Annotated in this window: 17 protein-coding genes; all 17 read left to right on the top strand. The window is 40.3% G+C overall.

Features of this window, described 5'->3' with window-relative positions; translation table 11 throughout:
• Positions 1–197: 197 nt before the first annotated feature.
• The 17 genes from WKU33_RS16860 to WKU33_RS16940 all read left to right on the top strand — a co-directional run bounded on the left by WKU33_RS16860 (position 198) and on the right by WKU33_RS16940 (position 21,808).
• Positions 198–1,247 (top strand): DUF3048 domain-containing protein, encoded by a 1,050-nt coding sequence (locus WKU33_RS16860; protein WP_188859036.1) that lies wholly within the window; start codon positions 198–200, stop codon positions 1,245–1,247.
• Positions 1,248–1,293: 46 nt separating this feature from the next.
• A complete protein-coding gene (locus WKU33_RS16865; RefSeq protein WP_188859038.1) occupies positions 1,294–1,596 on the top strand; it encodes a YerC/YecD family TrpR-related protein in 303 nt (100 codons plus the stop codon).
• Between the two features lie 142 nt (positions 1,597–1,738).
• Complete coding sequence (locus WKU33_RS16870) at positions 1,739–2,440, top strand: heptaprenylglyceryl phosphate synthase (RefSeq protein ID WP_373290852.1); 702 nt, start codon at positions 1,739–1,741, stop codon at positions 2,438–2,440.
• Between the two features lie 14 nt (positions 2,441–2,454).
• Positions 2,455–4,668 (top strand): DNA helicase PcrA, encoded by a 2,214-nt coding sequence (gene pcrA, locus WKU33_RS16875; RefSeq protein ID WP_336253107.1) that lies wholly within the window; start codon positions 2,455–2,457, stop codon positions 4,666–4,668.
• 14 nt (positions 4,669–4,682) lie between these two features.
• Positions 4,683–6,686, top strand: coding sequence for an NAD-dependent DNA ligase LigA (gene ligA, locus WKU33_RS16880; protein WP_156856867.1), 2,004 nt, complete (start codon positions 4,683–4,685; stop codon positions 6,684–6,686).
• A gap of 17 nt (positions 6,687–6,703) precedes the next feature.
• Positions 6,704–7,834 carry a CamS family sex pheromone protein gene (locus WKU33_RS16885; protein ID WP_156856866.1) on the top strand — a complete coding sequence of 377 codons (1,131 nt, stop codon included), beginning with the start codon at positions 6,704–6,706 and terminating at the stop codon, positions 7,832–7,834.
• Between the two features lie 169 nt (positions 7,835–8,003).
• Positions 8,004–9,551, top strand: a complete 1,548-nt coding sequence (gene pruA, locus WKU33_RS16890; protein WP_188859046.1) for an L-glutamate gamma-semialdehyde dehydrogenase — start codon at positions 8,004–8,006, stop codon at positions 9,549–9,551.
• 210 nt (positions 9,552–9,761) lie between these two features.
• A complete protein-coding gene (locus tag WKU33_RS16895; RefSeq protein ID WP_336253108.1) occupies positions 9,762–11,030 on the top strand; it encodes a helix-turn-helix domain-containing protein in 1,269 nt (422 codons plus the stop codon).
• Between the two features lie 15 nt (positions 11,031–11,045).
• Positions 11,046–11,183, top strand: coding sequence for a hypothetical protein (locus WKU33_RS16900; RefSeq protein WP_156856863.1), 138 nt, complete (start codon positions 11,046–11,048; stop codon positions 11,181–11,183).
• A gap of 220 nt (positions 11,184–11,403) precedes the next feature.
• A complete protein-coding gene (gatC, locus tag WKU33_RS16905; protein ID WP_156856862.1) occupies positions 11,404–11,703 on the top strand; it encodes an Asp-tRNA(Asn)/Glu-tRNA(Gln) amidotransferase subunit GatC in 300 nt (99 codons plus the stop codon).
• Positions 11,704–11,977: 274 nt separating this feature from the next.
• Positions 11,978–13,444, top strand: a complete 1,467-nt coding sequence (gene gatA, locus WKU33_RS16910) for an Asp-tRNA(Asn)/Glu-tRNA(Gln) amidotransferase subunit GatA (protein WP_156856861.1) — start codon at positions 11,978–11,980, stop codon at positions 13,442–13,444.
• Positions 13,441–14,871, top strand: a complete 1,431-nt coding sequence (gatB, locus tag WKU33_RS16915; protein ID WP_336253110.1) for an Asp-tRNA(Asn)/Glu-tRNA(Gln) amidotransferase subunit GatB — start codon at positions 13,441–13,443, stop codon at positions 14,869–14,871. The genes gatA and gatB overlap by 4 nt, the downstream gene beginning before the upstream one ends.
• A 708-nt stretch (positions 14,872–15,579) precedes the next feature.
• Positions 15,580–16,503 carry a diacylglycerol kinase gene (locus tag WKU33_RS16920; RefSeq protein ID WP_156856859.1) on the top strand — a complete coding sequence of 308 codons (924 nt, stop codon included), beginning with the start codon at positions 15,580–15,582 and terminating at the stop codon, positions 16,501–16,503.
• Between the two features lies 1 nt (position 16,504).
• On the top strand, positions 16,505–17,872 hold the full coding sequence (gene rlmD, locus WKU33_RS16925) for a 23S rRNA (uracil(1939)-C(5))-methyltransferase RlmD (protein WP_340455706.1): 1,368 nt from the start codon (positions 16,505–16,507) through the stop codon (positions 17,870–17,872).
• Positions 17,873–18,992: 1,120 nt separating this feature from the next.
• Positions 18,993–19,544, top strand: coding sequence for an HD domain-containing protein (locus WKU33_RS16930; RefSeq protein WP_340455708.1), 552 nt, complete (start codon positions 18,993–18,995; stop codon positions 19,542–19,544).
• 331 nt (positions 19,545–19,875) lie between these two features.
• Entirely contained in the window at positions 19,876–20,823 is a 948-nt protein-coding gene (locus tag WKU33_RS16935) for a helix-turn-helix transcriptional regulator (RefSeq protein WP_340455710.1), read from the top strand.
• 85 nt (positions 20,824–20,908) lie between these two features.
• On the top strand, positions 20,909–21,808 hold the full coding sequence (locus WKU33_RS16940; RefSeq protein ID WP_340455711.1) for a hypothetical protein: 900 nt from the start codon (positions 20,909–20,911) through the stop codon (positions 21,806–21,808).
• Positions 21,809–21,934 lie beyond the last annotated feature (126 nt).

Consider the following 21,934-nt stretch of genomic DNA (forward strand, 5'->3'; position numbering starts at 1 on the left):
CTGCGCCAGTTGGTGAGCGGGACATTGGCTCTGACCCCCTGTCCCAGTTTTTTGTGAAAACACGTTAAGCTTTACAGTGTTAAAGTGATAAAGTATGATAGAGATAAATGATTACAAGAAGAGGTGGCGGGCAGATTCTGTAACGCGTATAATAAGGGTGAATTTACCAAAATACGCGAATAGAAAGTTGTGGGACGATGAGAAAATTAATACTTATTACTGTAATCATTGGAGCTCTATTAGTCGCCTGCTCAAAAGATGATGGAAGTGCTTCGAAACAAGAGGAGAAGGGGACAGGCAGAGGTGAAAAGGACGGCATCGAGCAAGCGGAAGGTGAGAATCAATATCCTCTAACCGGGCTTTATGCAGATGAACCAGTCGATAACCGCATCATTGGTGTGATGGTGAACAACCATAGACAAGCTCGGCCGCAATCGGGACTAGCTGAGGCGGATATTGTATTTGAGATTTTAGCAGAAGCAAAAATTACAAGATTGCTTGCGCTCTTCCAAAGTGAAATCCCGGAAACAATCGGGCCAGTACGCAGTGCCCGGGAATATTATTTTGACTTGGCAAACCGCTACGGAGCTCTTTACGTATATCACGGAGCGGCAGATTTTATTGATCAAATGATTATCGATCAAGAAATCCAATTCTTAAATGGTTCGACTTATGATAATGATGGTCAGTTATTTACACGGGATAGTTCCCGAGAAGCGCCTCATAACTCTTACTTACTAACCGATGCCATCAACGAGACGGCTGAAGGTAAGGGCTATGAAATGACAGCTGAATATGAGCCATTACCATTTTTAAATGAAGAAGAAACTGCGGCAATTGAAGGGGAAACAGCCGAACGGGTAGAAATAGTTTATAGTGAAAATCCCCTGGAAACCGTGCAATATGTTTTTGATGAAAGCAAGGGAACATATAAAAGGTATAGTAATGAGGAGGAAACGGTGGACTTGAATACAGGAGCATCTGTAGAAGTCGCCAATGTGTTCATTATTGAAACGTTTCATGAAGTGATTGATGATGCTGGCAGACGGAATATTGATTTTGACTCTGGAGGAAATGCCTATCTCATTCAGAATGGTAAAGTTCAAGAAGTAGAGTGGCAGAATGATAATGGTAGACTTGTTCCAATGAAGGACGGGCAGCCGGTTGGCTTTGTTCCGGGTAAGACATGGATTAATGTCGTACCGAATGATCCGGGTATGGAGCAGTCCGTAACGATATCCAATTAATATGATTGGAGCAAGTTTACCCTAAAGTGAATCAGGAGGGTTTTCATTGCAAATTGATAAATTAAGAGGAGAACAATTGGATCTATTATTTGATGCCATTTTATCATTAAAGGATCGTGAAGAATGCTATCAATTCTTTGATGATTTAGCCACAATGTCGGAAGTTCAATCTTTCGCTCAACGATTGCAAGTGGCAAAAATGCTTTTGGAAGGTTCCACATACAGTTCGATTGAAACCGACACTAACGCATCGACTGCAACCATATCAAGGGTGCGCCGCTGTATAAACTTTGGCAGTGATGGCTATAAACTAGTCGTCGATCGCCTCAGAGAACAAGAAAGCCAATAACAAAGACAGCAGGGGAGTAGCATCTTCTGCTGTTTTTTACCTCTATCAATATTCCTTTTAAATTCCACAATAAAATCCTAATTTCCCAGCGTGTTTTTTGTTATAATAAATCAATGGAAGAACATAATGGAGGATGGAGCGGTTGACGAATCAATCTAATGTGTTAAACGAGTGGAAACATATCTTTAAATTAGACCCCGCGAAGGAAATATCTGATGAAGATTTAGACGCAGTTTGTGAGTCGGGAACAGATGCCATTATTATTGGCGGAACCGATAATATTACGCTGGACGGGGTGCTTGATTTACTGCATCGAATAAGAAGAAACCATCAGATTCCTTGTATTCTTGAGGTTTCAGAGGAGGAAGCACTTACTCCCGGATTTGATTATTATTTCATTCCGATGGTCCTGAACTCCAAGGAGAAGAAATATATGATGGACGTGCAGCACCAAGCGATAAAGGAATATAGTGATCTGATGGAATTCAGTGAAATATTCTTTGAAGGTTACTGTATTTTAAACGAAGAGGCCAAAGCATTTACATACACGAATTGTTTTATGCCTGATGCAGCAGACGTGCAAGCATATGCCTATATGGCGGAACATGTATTCCATCTCCCGATATTTTATGTCGAATATAGCGGGAAATACGGTGATCCGGAGCTTGTTGAAACGGTAAGTGGTATACTGGATGATACGCAGCTCTTTTACGGCGGAGGAATTGAAACGAAAGAGCAAGCAGTAGAGATGAAACAATATGCAGATGTCGTCATTGTCGGCAACAGCATTTATACGAATATAGAAGAAGCATTACAGACTGTGGAAGCAGTGAAGAATGAATAAGGCGGTGGTAAAAAATGAGCCGAACAACGAATGAGTTATTAGCTGGACTTAATAAGGAACAACAGGAAGCGGTGAAGCATACAGAGGGTCCCTTGCTTATCATGGCTGGAGCGGGCAGTGGAAAGACGAGGGTGCTGACACACCGTATTGCTTATCTATTAGAAGAAAAAGGAGTCGCACCGAGAAATATTTTAGCGATTACCTTTACAAATAAAGCAGCACGGGAAATGCGTGAACGTGTCATGCGTCTCGTCGGACCAGAGGCAGAGTATATGTGGGTATCGACTTTTCACTCGATGTGTGTGCGGATTTTGAGAAGAGATATCGACCGGATTGGCTACAATCGGAATTTCACAATTTTAGATAGTGCAGATCAGCTCTCGGTTGTGAAACAAGTTTTAAAAAATATTGATCTTGACCCCAAGCAATATGATCCGCGGGCAATGCTTGGCCAAATCAGTTCGGCGAAAAACGAACTGATAACAGATAAAGAATTTGAAGAGAAGGCTGGGAACTTTTTTGAACGACAGGTAGCGAGAGTTTATTCCGGCTATCAGACCATGCTTCGGAAAAACCAGTCACTTGATTTCGATGATTTAATTATGCAGACGATTATTCTGTTCAAACGGGTGCCGGAAGTACTCGAATATTATCAGCGCAGATTTCAATATATTCATGTCGATGAGTATCAGGATACGAACCATGCGCAATATTTCCTTGTGAAGCAACTTGCGAACCGTTTCAAGAATCTCTGTGTCGTCGGAGATTCGGACCAATCCATCTATCGTTGGCGTGGTGCGGATATCGGGAATATCTTAACCTTTGAAGAAGACTATCCGAGTGCACGAACCATTCTTCTTGAGCAGAATTACCGTTCAACAAAACTGATTCTGCAAGCTGCCAACCATGTGATTGAGAATAACGCTGGAAGAAAACCGAAAAATCTCTGGACGGAAAATGATGATGGCAGTAAGATCACGTATTACGAAGGAACAACGGAACAAGATGAAGCCCTATTTATAGCCGACGAAATTCGTAAATTGATAAAAGATGGTTATCAGCCAGATGATATAGCTATCCTCTACCGGACGAACGCTCAATCGCGGGCAGTAGAGGATACACTTATGAAATCGAACATACCCTACCAAATGGTCGGTGGAACAAGGTTCTATGATCGGAAAGAAATTAAAGATATGCTTGCATACTTGCGCTTAATCACGAATCCGGATGACGATATTAGCTTTGAGCGGATTGTAAATGAACCGAAGCGTGGAATCGGTGCAACGACTGTGGAAAGACTAAGAACTTATACAGCGGAGCATGATATTTCCTTTTATGAAGCGGTAAAAGAAGTGGATTTCACAGGCGTATCAAAACGGGCTGCGAGTTCACTAGCGGAGTTCGGCGAGTTGATCCAAAGCTTGGCACAGCAGCAGGAATTCCTTACCGCAACTGATATGGTCGAGCAAGTGCTCGAACGAACGGGATATGAAGAAATGTTGAAAAGGGAACAAACCCTTGAATCCCAGAGCCGCCTAGAGAACTTAGAGGAATTCAAAACGGTAACGAAGGAATTTGAAAAGAGTGCTGAAGAAGATAAATCCCTTGTCGCCTTTCTAACGGATCTCGCATTAATTGCTGATATCGACAAGATAGATGAAGAAGAGACGGAGCGGAAAATAACGTTGATGACGCTCCATGCAGCGAAAGGACTGGAGTTTCCTGTTGTATTTTTAATTGGAATGGAAGAGAATGTATTCCCGCACAGTCGATCCATGTTTGATGAAGACGAGATGGAAGAAGAACGTAGGCTTGCTTATGTCGGGATCACCCGTGCGGAAAAAATACTTTATTTAACGAGTGCCAAGATGCGTACGTTATATGGTCGTACGAATATGAACCCGATCAGCCGCTTCATCCAAGAAATTCCGGAAGATTTACTGGAAGGAATGGAACAAGCGAAACAAAGCATGTTCGGAAGTTCCTTTGCAAGCCGAACGGAAGAGGCATTCACTCCGAAACGAAAAGCGCGGCGAACAGTCCAAGCTTCCACCGCTGCCGATGAGGAGTGGAAAGCAGGCGATAAGGCGAATCATAAGAAGTGGGGAACAGGCACGATTGTCCGTGTCCAGGGCGAAGGAGATAAGATGGAACTTGATATTGCCTTCCCGGCGCCAACAGGAGTTAAACGCCTGCTCGCCCAATTTGCTCCGATAACGAAAGAATAGAGGTGCTTTCTCTAGTGGATAAACAACTAGCTAAAGAAAAAATTGATGCATTAAAGGAAGTGCTTAATCAATACGGTTATGAATACTACGTGCTCGACAAGCCAACGGTACCGGATGCAGAGTACGATGCAAAATTAAGAGAACTGGAAGAACTGGAAGAGAAATTTCCGGAATTCATCACACCAGACTCGCCTACACAGCGGATCGGCGGTGCACCGATTGAAGGCTTTGAGAAAGTACGCCATCAAGTACCGATGCTTAGTCTGTCCAATGCTTTCAATGAAGAGGAGCTTCGGGATTTTGCGAGACGGGTCACGAATGCACTTGGGGAAAATTTCTCCTATATTTGCGAACTGAAAATTGACGGACTCGCCGTTTCCTTGACATACGAGGACGGCAAATTTGTCCGAGGTGCGACACGAGGCGACGGAATGGTGGGAGAGGACATTACCGTGAATCTGCGTACGGTAAGAAGTATCCCACTCACGATTAAAGATAAGGAAACCCTTGAAGTACGCGGCGAAGTGTTCATGCCGAAAGCTTCATTTGAAAGCTTGAATAAAATAAGGGAAGAGAAGGATCAGGAGCTATTTGCGAACCCGCGTAATGCTGCCGCAGGTTCCTTACGCCAATTGGATCCGAAAGTCGCTGCAAGCAGGAACTTGGATGTCTTTCTGTATGCTGTCGGTGTCTGGGAAGGTAATACACTCCCTACCCACAGTGCCAGATTGGAACGTTTGCAAGAACTCGGCTTCAAAACAAATCCGGAATGGAAGAAATACGATACTATTGAAGAAGTAATAGAATTTGTCAATTACTGGACGGAGAAACGCCAAGATTTACCATATGAGATCGATGGGATCGTCATAAAAATTGATGATTTGAATCAACAAGAGGAGCTCGGGGTTACAGCAAAGAGCCCGAGATGGTCGATTGCCTATAAATTCCCGGCAGAAGAAGTGGTGACGAAACTGCTCGATATCGAGTTGAGTGTGGGACGTACCGGTGTTGTTACTCCGACAGGTATTTTAGAGCCGGTTCGAATTGCCGGTTCGACAGTGGGACGCGCATCCTTGCATAATGAAGACCTTATCCGCGAACAGGATATCCGGATTGGGGATACAGTCGTTGTTAAAAAAGCAGGGGACATCATTCCGAAAGTTGTCCGTGCAGTGAAAGAACAACGGACTGGTGAGGAAGCTGAATTTGCAATGCCATCCCATTGTCCAGCATGTAATACAGAACTTGTCCGTTTGGAAGAAGAGGTGGCGCTCCGTTGTATTAATCCAAACTGTCCGGCGCAACTGATCGAAGGGATGATCCATTTCGTCTCGCGGAATGCGATGAATATCGACGGACTTGGGGAAAAGCTTGTCATGCAGTTATTTAATGAAGGATTAGTTCATACGATACCAGATCTCTATCGTCTAGAGCGGGAGAAACTGTTGGAACTTGAACGGATGGGAGAGAAATCGGTATCCAATCTTCTGAACGCAATCGAAGCTTCAAAAGGCAATTCGTTGGAGAAATTAGTATTTGGGCTTGGCATCCGATTTATCGGGGAGAAAGCAGCCCAGATTCTTTCCCAGGAATTTGAAACGATGGAACGTCTGCAGCGAGCAACGTACGATGAATTTGTTGCTATTGATGAAATCGGGGAAAAGATGGCAGATTCCTTGGAACAGTATTTCTCCGAGGATAAAGTGAATGCAATGCTCCAAGAACTAAAAGATCTTGGGGTGAACATGGAGTACACGGGACCGAAAAAAGCAACCGGTGCTGAGGATAGTCCATTTATGGATATTACGGTCGTCCTTACTGGCAAATTAGAAAAGTTAAGCAGAAATGAAGCGAAAGCAAAAATCGAAGCCCTCGGCGGAAAAGTAACCGGCAGTGTAAGCAAGAAGACGGGACTTGTCGTTGCCGGGGAAGCAGCAGGGTCGAAATATGATCGAGCTAGAGAGCTTGGTATTACAATTTGGAACGAAGAACAGCTGTTGGAAGCGTTAGATGGTTAGGCAAGGAGTGAAGAAAAATGAAAAAGCTGACGGTTCTATTATTATGTGCCCTCCTTGTGCTTACAAGCTGTGCACCATCATTGGATAGTGATGATGAGGTCTTACAGAATGAGGAAGATACGGAGGTTGAAACGTCCATCGTTCCAAGCAGTCGCTTGGGGGAAAAGGCATATCGCATGATCCTTCCATACCGGACGAGTGAAGCGCGTGGTATAATCGGCAATCAAGTGGCAAACCGCGTTGATATTGATGAGATGGAAGAAGGGTTGAGACGTCACTCCGTCGATTACTTTGACCCAGAGGATTATTATTTTCAGGAAGGACGCTACTTGGATGAGGAGACAGTTATTAATTGGATAGATGAACTTAACCCGGAGCGACCGGATGATTTACAGGATTGGGATAAGGAAGCGAATGAAAACAATCCACGTATCTTCTCGCATATTTTAGAGCAAAACTATTTGTTGCAACAGGAGAATGATGAGGAGAATGCCGTACAAGTTGCAGGAATTTCAATCGGTATCGCTCTGAAGTCGGTCTATCGTTACCAATTGGAACAAGGTGGAGATTATTTCTACTATGATATATCAATGAACGAGATGCTTGCAAAGGGCTATGAAGTTGCAGAAAGTGTTGTGGAGCGTCTGCGGGAATCAGAAGACGTTCCCGATGTACCAATTTTAATCGCGCTCTACCGGGAGGAGGCGCAGAACTCGCCTGTACCGGGAAACTATGTCACGAAAACTCTTGTTCCAAGTGGAGAGAAGAAAATTGGTAATTGGGAAGATATTGATGAAGAATATGTTCTATTCCCATCCAATGAAGCGCGTGATAAATATTTAACAGACTATGAGAATTTTAATAACTTCGGAAATAAAATTGCCGACTTCTTTCCAAACTATGTCGGGGCGATCGGCAGCGGCTTCTATGTCGATGGCGAACTGCAACAACTAACGATTGAAGTCCCAATCGAGTTTTACGGGAAAGCGGAAGTAATTGGTTTTACCCAATACGCCTATGACCAAGTGCAAAAAATTTTCCCGAATTATTATGATTTAGAGGTTAATGTTACCTCGAGCAACAATGTGGAAAGTCTTATTTACCGGAACGCTAAGGAAGAACAACCGACCATTCATATCTATCATTAATAGAACTAGACTCGGAGGATAATCAGAAACTGCTATCCTTCGAGTCTATTTTATTTTTCGTGTAAGCGTTTTTATTGAACGGTTACACTACTTTCGTTACAATAATAGATGGGAATAAAGTAGAATTGCAATCTAGTATTGCAACAAAATCACGGAGGAGGTTTTTTACATGGTAGTTCCATACACACACGAACCCTTCACAGATTTTACTGTAGAGGAAAACCGTAGGAAGATGGAAGATGCTCTAAAGAAGATTGAAGCGGAATTTGGTAAAGAATACCCGCTCATTATTGGTGGCGAACGCATTACAACTGAAGATAAAATTAAAGTCGTAAACCCTGCAAATAAAGAAGAGGTACTGGGGTTTGTTTCGAAATCAAATAAAGAACTCGCGGATAAAGCGATGGAAGTCGCCGATGAAACGTTTAAAACATGGAGGAAATCAGATCCGAATTTCCGCGCAGACATTTTATTCCGTGCAGCAGCCATTGTACGTCGTCGCAAGTTCGAATTCAGTGCCCATCTTGTAAAAGAGGGTGGCAAGCCTTGGAAAGAAGCAGATGCAGATACAGCTGAAGCAATTGATTTCCTTGAATACTATGGCCGTCAGATGCTTAAAATAAAAGACGGGGTGGAGGTAAATAGCCGTCCGATTGAACATAACCAGTTTCATTATATTCCATTAGGAGTAGGGCTTGTCATTTCTCCTTGGAACTTCTTGTTCGCAATTATGGCTGGAACGACAACCGCTGCAATGGTAACAGGTAATACTGTTTTATTAAAACCTGCCAGTGCAACACCAATCATCGCTTATAAACTGATGGAAGTTCTGGAAGAAGCCGGAATGCCTAAAGGTGTCGTCAACTATATTCCAGGACCAGGAAGCGAAGTGGGGGATTACCTTGTAGAACATCCCCGCACACGCTTTGTCAGCTTTACAGGTTCCCGTGAAGTTGGTACACGTATCTTTGAACGTGCAGCAGTTGTCCAAGAAGGACAAATCTGGCTAAAACGTACAATCATTGAAATGGGTGGAAAAGATACGATAGTGGTAGATAATGAAGCAGATTTAGAGCTTGCTGCAGAATCTATCGTTCAATCTGCCTTTGGATTCTCTGGACAGAAATGTTCTGCTTGCTCACGCGCAGTCATTCATGAAGATGTATATGATCAAGTAAAGAATCGCGTGATTGAGCTAACGAATGAATTGACTCATGGAGACCCAACAGACAATCATAATTTCATGGGACCGGTTATCGACCAAGCAGCCTATGATAAGATTATGGGCTATATTGAAATTGGGAAAGAGGAAGGAAAACTTGTTGCTGGTGGTGAAGGGGACGACAGTAAAGGCTGGTTCATTAAACCGACTGTATTTGCTGATGTCGATCCGAAAGCCCGCATTATGCAGGAAGAAATATTCGGTCCTGTTGTTGCATTAACGAAAGCTAAAGACTTTGACGAGGCAATTGAGATTGCAAACAACACTGAATATGGTCTAACAGGGGCCGTTATCACGAATAACCGCGAGCATCTGGAACAAGCACGAGTTGACTTTCATGTTGGAAACCTTTACTTTAACCGCGGCTGTACCGCAGCAATCGTAGGTTACCAACCATTCGGTGGTTTCAACATGTCCGGAACCGACTCAAAAGCAGGCGGTCCAGACTACCTTATTCAGCATATGCAAGGTAAGACAACGTCAGAAATGCTGTAATTTAATAGATATAAAGAAATGCCATGTTAATTGCTCTTTTGGACAATTAACATGGCATTTTTTCTTTTTTGAGGAAAATAGGAAAATTTTAACCTAGATAATCGCTACTTATAGTCAATAATTTTCCCAATATGAATTTTTAGAAATTATGCTATAATATAAATATAGCGAGTAGATATAGTATTTTAGTAGAGGTGGCAGGGGGAACATATGATAGAAATTGGCTCATTCATCAAAATGCAACGTACAAAACAAAAAATGACCTTGGGTGAGCTTGCAGAAGGAATCGTTTCCGTATCATACCTGTCAAAGATTGAGAACTTGAAGACAGAAGCAAGTACACATATAATCCAGCTGCTATGTAACCGACTTGGCATTGAACTAGGCCAAACAATGGATGATGTGATTGAAGAAAAATGTGAAGAATGGTTCAGCATGCTATTCTACAACCGACAACAGGATGAAATTACGGAAGCTTACAAAGAGCTGCAAGAACTGATGGATACGAATTTGTCTGGCAGCATGCTTTTATTCGAAATTCATAAGATTCGCTATTACCTTCTCTTGGATAAAAACAATAAGGCTCTTGACCAGATTAACAAATTAAATAAGATGTCCACTTCATTTGAAACAAGGGAGCTTTACTTCTGGTTTAAATACAGAGGGAATTATTATTCGCAGACAGGTGAAACAGCGATTGCCCTTGATAAATACCTAAAAGCGGAAGAATTAACACGTAAGCTCGAAGTGACAGAAGATGAAGTTGCTGATCTGCATTATACGATTTCCATTACATTCAGCAAGTTAAGACACACGTTAGAAGCGATTGAATATGCGAACAAGGCATTAGATACCTTTATGAAAAAGTATCATTTCATGCGTTGCGCGCAAAGTCATATCGTTTTAGGAATATCTTATCGCCGCATCAAAATGTATGATAAAGCGATTGAAAATTACAACTTGGCTAAACATCTTGCCGGCCTAAACAGTAATCGGGAGCTCATCCAACTCACTAATCAGAATCTTGGTTACTTGTACGCAACCAAAGGTGAAAATAAGGAAGCAATTAAATATTATCTGGAAATAGTAGATGATAAGGAAATCATTGTTCAAGATAAAGTACCAGCTCTGACAGAACTGATTAAAGTTTATTACGACATGGAAGAGTTTGATAAAGCGAATGAAATGATTGGGGATGCACTGGAATTATTGAAAAAGCATCCTAAAAATAGAGTCTATGAATTTTACCATTATGTGATATGGACGTATCATCACTCGATTAATGGTGAAGCGAAGAAATTTGTGAATCTAGTTAAGGATAAGTTCATTCCATTCCTGAAAAAACGGAAGGATCATGCAAATACACTTATTTTTGCGACGATGCTTGCTAAGCATTACGAAAGCATCCATAAGTATAAGGATGCGACGAAATATTACAAACTCGCTAATGATTCATATAAAGAGTTATCTAACATTTAAAGGAGGGATGTACAAATGAAGAAGCTATTATCTGGTTTTGCACTCGCAGCAATCTTAGTTTCAGGAGTCTTCTTTGCGGTAAACACAGATGCAGACGATTTGACTTGGGGAGAGCGACACCCGCCTATCTTCAATAATGTAGGAGAGTATTAAAAAAATCAGTAGATTCATTCGTTTTTATTATCCCCAATAATGAAAACAGCTTACCTGAAATGGAAATAATCATTTCAGGAATTTTTTTGTTTAAAATGGATAAACGATCGCTGTTTGTGGTTAGCTTGCTAATGTCCAGACTTCTCTGCTATCATCATTAGTGATATAATATTAAAATGTAATAAATGAGTTTATTTGATAAAGCTAGGAGGTTCGAGCGATGGCAGATGATATTTCAAAAGAACGAGTAATGCATGTTGCTGATTTGGCGAGACTTCATATTACAGATGAGGAAGCAGAAAAGCTTGCAGAAGAATTACGGTCGATCATTAAACATGCAGAACAGCTCAAGGAACTAGATACGACAAATGTTGAGCCAACAACCCATGTAATTCAGTTAGAAAACGTTATGAGGAAAGATGAACCAAGAACGGATTGGATTACCCAAGAGGAAGCGCTGAAGAATGCTCCTGATCATAAAGACGGTCAATTCCGCGTACCATCTATTCTTTCTGAGTAATTGAAAGTTCATATAAGAGAATGTTCAAAAGAGGATGAAAAGGACCGAGGTCGGCTAAGTACACAACGTCCTGTGCGTCGAAGTTCGGAGCGGCAAGAGCTCCCAGTACCAGAATTGTACTGGGAGACGGGAAAACAAGCTAACGAGCTTCTTGCGTGTAGGATGACGTTTCTACATTGTCCACAGGACGTGGAGGGTTTAGAAGAATCACTTCTTTTAAGGAGTGTCCTTTTCACCAGACTTTTTGAACCACCTTTATAAAGGAGGAAATCCCATGTCATTATTTGACCACTCGATTAAGGAGCTTGAAGAGAAGCTACATAATAAAGAGATTTCGGTCCAAGATTTAGTGAAAGCTTCCCTTGATCGGATCAAGGAAGTTGATGATGAAATCCAGGCCTTTATTACGCTGGATGAAGAGAATGCCATGAAACAGGCAAAAGAGTTGGATGAGAGTTCGGAAGAGAAGAGCCTCTTCGGTCTTCCAATCGGACTTAAAGATAATATTGTTACGAAAGACTTACGTACAACGAGCGGAAGCAAGATATTAGAAAACTTTAATGATCCGCTCTATGACGCAGAAGTAGTTGAGAAATTAAAAGAACAAAAAACAGTTACAATCGGTAAATTAAACATGGATGAGTTCGCAATGGGATCTGGTACAGAGTACTCAGCATACAAAAAGACGAAAAATCCATGGGATACAGACCGTGTGCCAGGAGGATCCAGTGGTGGCTCAGCAGCTGCAGTAGCGGCAGGTGAACTTAAGTTTGCTTTAGGATCTGACACGGGTGGATCAATTCGCCAACCTGCAGCATTTTGCGGTGTTGTTGGAATGAAACCGACGTATGGTCGTGTTTCCCGTTTTGGTTTAGTTGCTTTTGCATCTTCCTTGGATCAAATTGGTCCGATTACTCGTACGGTTGAGGACAATGCCAGGGTTCTAGAAGTGATTGCCGGACATGATGAGAAAGACTCAACAAGTGCAAATCTCGAGGTACCCGTCTTTACCGATGCTTTAACAAAAGATGTTGCAGGTCTTAAAATCGCTGTACCAAAAGAATACTTTGGTGAAGGTGTTGCACAGGAAGTTAAAGATGCTGTTAGAGCAGCTATTGAAAAGTACGAATCCCTCGGGGCAACTTGTGAAGAGGTGTCCTTACCACATTCGAAGTACGCGTTATCCACATACTATATACTTGCATCAGCAGAAGCGTCAGCAAGTCTTGCGCGCTTTGACGGTGTTCGTTACGGAGTGCGCGCAGAAAATGTAGAAGACATGATTGATATGTACAAGCGTTCCAGAAGTGAAAACTTCGGTGAAGAAGTAAAGCGCCGGATTATGCTCGGTACGTTTGCACTTAGCTCGGGATATTATGATGCTTACTATAAGAAAGCGCAAAAGGTTCGCACGCTAATCAAAAATGATTTCGAGCAAATTTTTGAAGAATATGATATTATCCTTGGGCCGACTGCGCCAACAACTGCGTTTAAATTAGGCGAAGAAATGGATGACCCGGTGATAGCTTATGCAAATGATGTTTTAACAATCCCTGTAAACCTTGCAGGTGTCCCGGCAATTTCGATTCCGTGTGGATTCTCAAGTGAAGGATTGCCGATCGGACTGCAAATCATCGGTAAACATTTTGATGAAGCAATGGTTTATCGTGCTGCCCATGCATTCGAACAAGCGACAGACTTTCATAAACAACGCCCCGATATTGGAGGTGCGGCTAAATGAATTTTGAAACGATTATTGGTTTAGAAGTACACGTTGAATTAAAAACAAAATCTAAAATCTTCAGTCCTAGTGTCAATGCTTTCGGCGACCATCCAAACGCGAACGTGAACCCGATTGACTTGGCCTACCCAGGAACACTTCCTGTACTAAATGAAGAAGCGGTGAATTTTGCAATGAAGGCGGCAATGGCATTGAATTGTGAAATTACAACAAATATGACATTCGACCGCAAGAACTACTTTTATCCCGATAACCCGAAAGCTTATCAGATCACCCAGGATGAAAATCCAATTGGTCGAAATGGCTGGATTGAAATCGAAGTAGCCGGGAAAAAGAAACGAATTGGAATTACCCGTATCCATATGGAAGAAGATGCTGGTAAATTAACCCACGGAGATGACGGCTATTCTTATGTCGACTTCAACCGTGCAGGTACTCCGTTAATTGAAATTGTCTCCGAGCCTGATATGCGTACGCCGGAAGAAGCATATGCTTATCTAGAGAAATTAAAGAATATTATCCAGTACACAGGTGTTTCGGATGTAAAGATGGAGGAAGGTTCCTTACGTTGTGATGCGAACATTTCCTTACGTCCAATTGGCCAAGAAGAATTCGGAACAAAGGCTGAACTGAAAAACTTGAACTCCTTCTCTTTTGTTCAAAAAGGACTTGAATTTGAAGAGAAACGCCAAGAGAAGGTATTGCTTTCCGGCGGTGTGATTGAACAAGAAACCCGCCGCTATGACGAAAAGACAAAAGAAACGATTCTTATGCGGGTGAAAGAAGCTGCAGACGATTATCGTTACTTTCCAGAGCCGGACCTCGTAAGTTTATATGTCGATGACGCATGGAAAGAACGAATCAAGAGTGAAATCCCCGAGCTTCCAGATGCACGAAGAGAACGTTATGTAAAAGAACTTGAACTCTCAGCGTATGATGCTGGAGTACTTACAAGCTCAAAGGAAATGGCTGATTTCTTCGAAGCAGCAATTGCGGAAGGCGCAGACATCAAACAAGCGTCAAACTGGCTCATGGGTGAAGTCTCTGCTTATATGAACAAGCATTTGAAGGAGCTCTATGATCTTGCCATCACACCGAAATCTCTTGCAACATTAATCAAACTAATTGAAGATGGAACGATTTCCTCTAAAATCGCGAAGAAAGTATTTGCAGAGATTGTGGAAAAAGGCGGCGATCCGGAGAAGATCGTTCATGAAAAAGGGCTCGTCCAGCTCTCTGACCCTGTGAAACTGCAAGAAATCATCAACAGGGTTCTTGATGAGAACGAACAGTCCATTATCGACTTCAAGAACGGGAAAGACCGCGCACTCGGCTTCCTCGTCGGTCAGACGATGAAAGCAACAAAAGGTCAAGCGAACCCGTCGATGGTGAATAAGATATTGAAAGAAGAATTAGAGAAACGTTAAGTTCAAAGAAAAGCGGGAATGCTGTCAAATGATAGGGTTCCCGCTTTTCTTTCACTGTATAAAATAAAATGAACCAATAACTTTATCAGATGTTGCCTAGCTATTATAATTTAAGTGGGTGTGTTGTTTTATATATAAGATGGACTAAAGTCGTCAAATTGTCTAATAGATGCATTCTACCGGCCAAAAAGTGAACGTGCGTCCTCTATATCCCTCGAAGGATTAATCTTTATGCTTGTTCGTATAAATAAAGGCACTCTAATGCCTTGAAGATTTGATCCTTTCGCTCCTTCGTATGGATAGAGGCGCTCTAATGCCTTGAAGATTTGATCCTTTCGCTCCTTCGTATGGATAGAGGCGCTCTAATGCCTTGAAGATTTGATCCTTCCGTTCCTTCGTATGGATAGAGGTGCTCTAATTCCTTGAAGGATTGATCCCTTATGTCATTCGTATGGATAGAGGTACTCTTATGTTCTGAAGGAGTAATCTTTCCGATCGTTTGTATGATAAGCGCAGCAAACCTTGTCAAATAGCAGCATCCAATAAGGTGAAAAAGGAATAACCGAGCTAGTACTCGATTTTTATGAAAGGCAAGGCTTAAATTTAACGGATATAAGCTCCTGCTTTTAAATTTTAGTAAAAAGGCTTATGATGGAGAATAGAGTTTACATTGACAGTTGCCCTTATGAAAATCAGGGAGGAATACGAATGAAAAGAGCGCGTGTGATATATAATCCAACTTCAGGGAAGGAGGCAGTTAAAAAAGAATTGCCACTTATCCTTGAGACATTGGAAATTGCGGGTTATGAAACATCTGCCCATGCGACGACAGGCGAGAACGATGCGATGGAAGAAGCGAGACGTGCAGTTGAGCGGCAATATGATCTCCTTATTGCAGCAGGAGGTGACGGCACGATTAATGAAGTCATCAATGGGATTGCAGAACAATTTTACCGTCCGAAGCTGGGCATCATTCCAGCAGGTACAACAAACGATTTTGCAAGAGCGTTGAATATCCCGCGGGATATTAAGAAAGCACTTGAAATTATTGTTGCCAACGAGACAATGGATCTTGATATCGGTAAAGTGAACGACCAATACTTCATTAATATCGCAGGTGGTGGCCGGTTAACCGAGCTTACCTATGACGTACCAATCAAGTTGAAAACCGTCCTCGGCCAGCTTGCCTATTATATTAAAGGAATTGAAATGCTCCCATCCTTAAAACCGGCAAGAGCAAGAATCGAGTATGACGGCAATGTCCTCGATGAAGATATTATGTTATTTCTAATATCCAACTCAAATTCGGTCGGAGGTTTTGAAAAGCTTGCACCTGACGCCAAGCTTGATGATGGTTATTTCGATATGCTTATTTTAAAGAAAGTGAATTTAGCAGAATTCATTCATATCGCAAGCCTTGCACTCCGAGGCGCGCATTTGAATAATGATAATATCATTTATACGAAATCAAAACGGATCAAAGTCACCCCGACGGAGAAAATGCAGTTAAATGTAGACGGAGAATATGGCGGACTGCTGCCTGGTGAATTTGTCAACTTGAACAAGCATATTGAAATGATCGTCCCGGAAATATTTATCCATCAACAAATTGAAGGTTTAAAGGAAGATTAACATGGCAAAATCAATTGCTCCTGTAAAGAAAAATGAATACGTAACATTGACTTTTGAAGACCTGACACATGAAGGAAATGGTGTCGGGAAAGTAGGGGGCTATCCATTATTTGTCCCGAATGGTCTACCGGGGGAAGAAGCGGTTGTTAAAGTAATCAAAGTGAATAAAAATTTCGGGTTCGGTAAATTGATTGAGCTGAAGAGTACAAGTGAAGAAAGGGTTGATCCTACTTGTCATGTGCATTGTGGTGGTTGCCAGTTGCAACATATGAGCTATAACCTCCAACTGCAAATGAAGCAGAATCAAGTACAGAATGTCATGAAGAAGATTGGACATCTGGAACATGTGCTGGTTCATCCAATCATCGGGATGGACAACCCATTTCATTACCGAAACAAAGTGCAAATTCCGGTTGGAGAAAAAGACGGAAAACTTATTACCGGTTATTATCAAAAGCGAAGTCATCGGATCGTTGAAGATTTAGATACGTGCAGCAGCCAGGCCGAGGAAATTAATGAGATTCTTCCGGAAGTGAAAAATATCGCAAACCGGATTGGGATCGAAGCATATGACGAGGAAAACCACCGCGGAGTCTTGCGCCATATCATGCTCAGGACCGGTTATGCAACAAAAGAAATAATGCTTGTTTTAGTCACCAAATCAAATAAACTTCCGGGTAAAGAAATGTTGATTCAGGAACTGACGGAGAAATTTCCCAATATCAAATCCATCGTGCAAAATATTAACGAGCAACGCACGAACCTTATTCTTGGTAAGAAAACGAAAGTGTTATGGGGAGAAGAATATATCCATGATAAAATTGGCGACCTGACGTTTGCCATTTCAGCAAAATCATTTTATCAAGTGAATCCTGTACAAACTAAAGTACTTTATGATAAAGCTTTGGAATATGCCAAGATCGATGAGAATGATGTCGTGATTGATGCATATTGTGGTATCGGTACGATTTCATTATTCTTAGCACAAAAGGCAAAGAAAGTATATGGAGTGGAAGTTGTTCCGGAAGCAATTCAGGATGCAAAAGCAAACGCAAAACTAAACGACATGGATAACGTAGAATTTGTCGTTGGACAAGCAGAGAAGGTTATGCCGGAATGGAAACGTGAAGGTTTAGATCCAGATGTGATTGTTGTGGATCCGCCACGAAAAGGCTGTGCACCGGAGTTTCTTGAAGCGATGATCGAAATGGAACCGAAGCGGATTGTGTATGTATCTTGTAATCCTTCGACATTAGCGCGGGATCTTCGAATATTAGAAGATGGTGGGTATCGTACAATTGAAGTGCAGCCGGTTGATATGTTTCCGAATACGCCGCATGTGGAGTGCGTAGCATTGATGTCTAGGTAAGTGTCTAATTAAAAAAACAATTGGCAGTCATAATAAACTCTTGCTAATCCCACCACCAATTCTGTAAGAATAAACATTTGCTTTTTCAATTTAAAACTCATCAAAAATTCGGGTTTTCCTCACCAGGAGCCCGAGTTTTTTCATGTCTTTTTCCAATAACTTTTCAATACAGTTATGTTCCTAACCCATTGATATTACTAGCTTTGTCCAATATCCGATTCAATACTAATTCAATAACAAATCAATACTTATCCAATAATTCCTCTTTGTTCTTCATCTCTTATGTCCATTACTTTTCTTCAATCCATTCCCAAAACTATATTATAACACTCCAAAAACCATGAAAAACAGCCGAAAAAGGCCCGAAAAACGGTCATTTTTGAACCGAGAAAGTGTGAAAATAGGGGTTCCGTAGCAAAACTTTATTATAACTCAAACGGTGGAATGCGGGTTGGAGGGGCGGAAAAAAGCAGGGGTTTATTATGGTTGTACAGTAAGATGAATAAGAAGAGTTGAAGTATTGATAGAATAAAGTTTACAGGGTTTCTCCTACGGTTATTTAAGTAAGTAAACGGGTGGAACCCCTTTTGTTGTTGGGGTTTAAATGCCTAAAATATGGGTTGACTTGATAGAATAGATTTTCAGTAGGGGAATTGACAAGATAGATAGATGGAGGAAATCATGTTAGATTTAGGCTAATTAACATTGCGAAAGTGCATCTATTATAATTAGTCTAAATGTATTATTTACAATATGATTCCTGGAGGATAAGAAGATATCTGAAAGTAGAAAAGTCCATTTCATTCCACCAAGAACTATTTAAAGTGAGAAACGACAAGGGATATATTGTCGAGTCAACTCAAACAGCACGGAACAATTAAATAGTCTAACAAACCAAGTGAGGGAAGGTTTTTTATTCTACTAAAATAGAGCTATCTTGTATGTTGCTATTAGAATATAGAATTGATTAATTAATTATAAGTAACTTATGAGCAATTTCTCCTTGTACAACAAGAAAGAAAAAATATTATGTGTATAAAGTTACCCATAGAATGTGGTAGTCTATAATATGTAGTCAGATTTCAATAAACTGACTTCAAATTAAAAAGGAGATGGGTATATGATCAATCGAGCAATTCAGTTTGCTACAGCTTGTCACGTGAATCAAACGAGAAAGGGAACAGACATCCCATATATATTGCACTGTCTTGAGGCAGGAACAATTGCAGCAAATTTGACGAACGAAAATGGTAGAGTTGATAGTGATGTAGTGTCCGCTTCAATACTACATGACACGATAGAGGATGCCTATGTATCTTATGAAACACTTAAAGAAGTATTTAATGAAAACATTGCAAATTTAGTTCGAAGTCAGAGTGAAGATAAGTCTAAAAAATGGATGGATAGAAAACAAAATACACTAAACCGCTTAAAGACAAATAAATCAAAATACATTGAAATTGCTACACTTGCTGATAAATTGTCAAATATGAGATCTATATTCAAAGACTATGAAATTGAAAAAGAAAAACTTTGGGAAAAATTTAATGCCGGGAGAGAATTACAACATTGGTATTACAAATCCATTGCAGAATCATTATATCAAGTTAGAGGCACAAAAGAATATAGAGAATATAAAGACCTCATTAAAAAAGTTTTTGAAATTAGATAAACTTGTGAAGCTTCACAGTAACAACACCCAACTGGAAGGATCCTACTATAATAGTATGTCTATCTATATTGCCACTGGATTTTAAGTATTCACTACTAATCGACCAGGTAATAAAACCTAGATATATCTTCTTAAATGTCTTATGATTATATAGTCGAATGAATTTCATAATTACCAAAGTCGGCTTTCCCATCACCATATGTAGTTGGGAACGAACCAACTCAACTACATATGGTGATGGTGATGCATTGAATACGTATTATGAAATTCATTAAGTCGTCCACAAAACTATAAGTAGAAGGGAGTATTACAGAATATGTATGATAAAGATTTGTTAGTACTGTATATATTGGAAATATTGTCTGAATATGCTAATGAGGACAAAAAGATCTATCAACAAGATATATTAAATCTATTAGAAAGAAATTATAATATAGAAGTAACGAGAAAAACCCTTGGTAAACGTATTGCTTCCCTGAGATATTGTGGATATATTGAGGGAGAGCGAGGAATTTACAAGAAGAATAAATTCAAGGATGATGAATTAAGAATCCTCATCGATAGTATATTATTTGCCCCATACATACGAGCAGAAGAAGCAAAAGCCATCATAGAAAAATTAAAATCTCTATCCCCTGTAAGTTTAAAAAATAAGAATCGCAATATACATTATGTACAAAGCCTTAGTAGAACAAGTAACGAGAATCTGTATCCTGTATTAGACGAGATCGACGAAGCAATTGAAAAGAGGAAACAGATTAAAATTACGGTATGCCGATTTAATGAACATGCAGAATTAGAAAATGTTCGCACAGAAATCATTCATCCGTATTATATCGTCAACTCTAATTCTAGATATTATGTCATCTGTTATGCGGGGAGAGGAGATCGATTAGAGAGCAGGCGAATAGATAGAATATCAGAAGTAGAAATATTAGTAAAGCCTATCAATCCACTAAGAAACATTATTGGAGAAAGGCAAAACTTTGATTTAGCTAAATATATGAATGAACATATCTATATGTTTAGCGGTGAAAGTGTGCCAATAAAAATAAAAATGAAGAAAGAACATATCGGTATTTTCATCGATTGGTATGGAACGGATTATACAATCAGTGAAAAGGACGAAAATGAAATAATGATACGTGTGAGAGCAAATGAAAATGCCACTTATTACTGGGCATTACAATATGGTCATTTAGTAGAAATTGTAGAACCTCTTAGTTTAAGAGGAAAATTGAAGCAAGGACTTAAAGATATCTTGAAAAAATATGAATAATATACCTTATGGGAGTTATTTGACACATAACTTTATGTATAGTGAATAATGTAAGGTAGTTAAGACGCTTAAGAATAAATGATGTATGAAAGTAAAAATATATATAAAAGGGGATCATAATATGAACAACATAATTACAAAAGAACAATATCAAGCATTAAAAGAAACTGGATTAAACTTCGCAACGATTGCAAGAAAATACTTAACAGAAAGTGAAATCAAGGCAATTCCCTTTCAAAAGGTATTATCCTTAGAGCCAGAAGAAGGTGGTAGCATTGCTAACTATAGTAGCTTTGCCTATTGGATCGACCAAACGAAAAAGAAAGCTCATGAGGAGGCCGCAGCAAATATAGAGGTGTTACAAGATTGGGATAAGCTACAAGCTGAAGGCGCCACATTAAGATCAGGGTTTGTCTTGTTAGGTGTGAATGCTGGAGCAAAGGGCATCGACTTAAAAGCGGCCGAAGGTACTGAAACATTAGAGCACTTTGAAATGTTTCAAGTACGCAGTATTAAGTCAGGTGAAAGACGTCAACCGATTCCAAGTCCAATAAAATATAAAAATGCTCTGATGCAAAATGAAGACGATAAAGAGTTCTATAATCAGGCAGTGAGTGGAACTTATATGACAGACTTTATAAAAGGATTCCCAACGAGTTATGGACCTGATATTAAAAAAGCAATGAATAAAGCAATAGATAAATTAAATTACGACAAAACTCAAGGAGAAGAGTTCTATAACAACTTCTGTAAATTATTCGGTGAAATCCTAAAGAATGAGCTAAACCTATTAGGTGGTAAAACGCACACGTTAATAGTCATGGGGAAAAATCCAAAGCAAAATATTGTTAATGATTTCTTGAGAAGAAGTGGCTTGGATAAGGAGTTCAGGATCGTAAATATAAGCCATTATTCAGGAACACCAAAATCTACAGCATTAGCAGAAGAGCTGAAAGAAGCTTTCACAACTGAAGAACTTTATTGAAATTGAAGGGGATCATTTCTCCTTGCTAGTATTACTAGAATCATACATAAGATAGAAGGATATATAAAAAGCCCTGAATTCTTCATGAATCTGTGAATTCAGGGTGTTTCATTGTACTGAATGCTA

It is taken from the genome of Oceanobacillus sp. HCA-5259, from assembly GCF_037892815.1.
In the GTDB taxonomy this organism is placed as follows: Bacteria; Bacillota; Bacilli; order Bacillales; family Amphibacillaceae; genus Oceanobacillus; species Oceanobacillus indicireducens.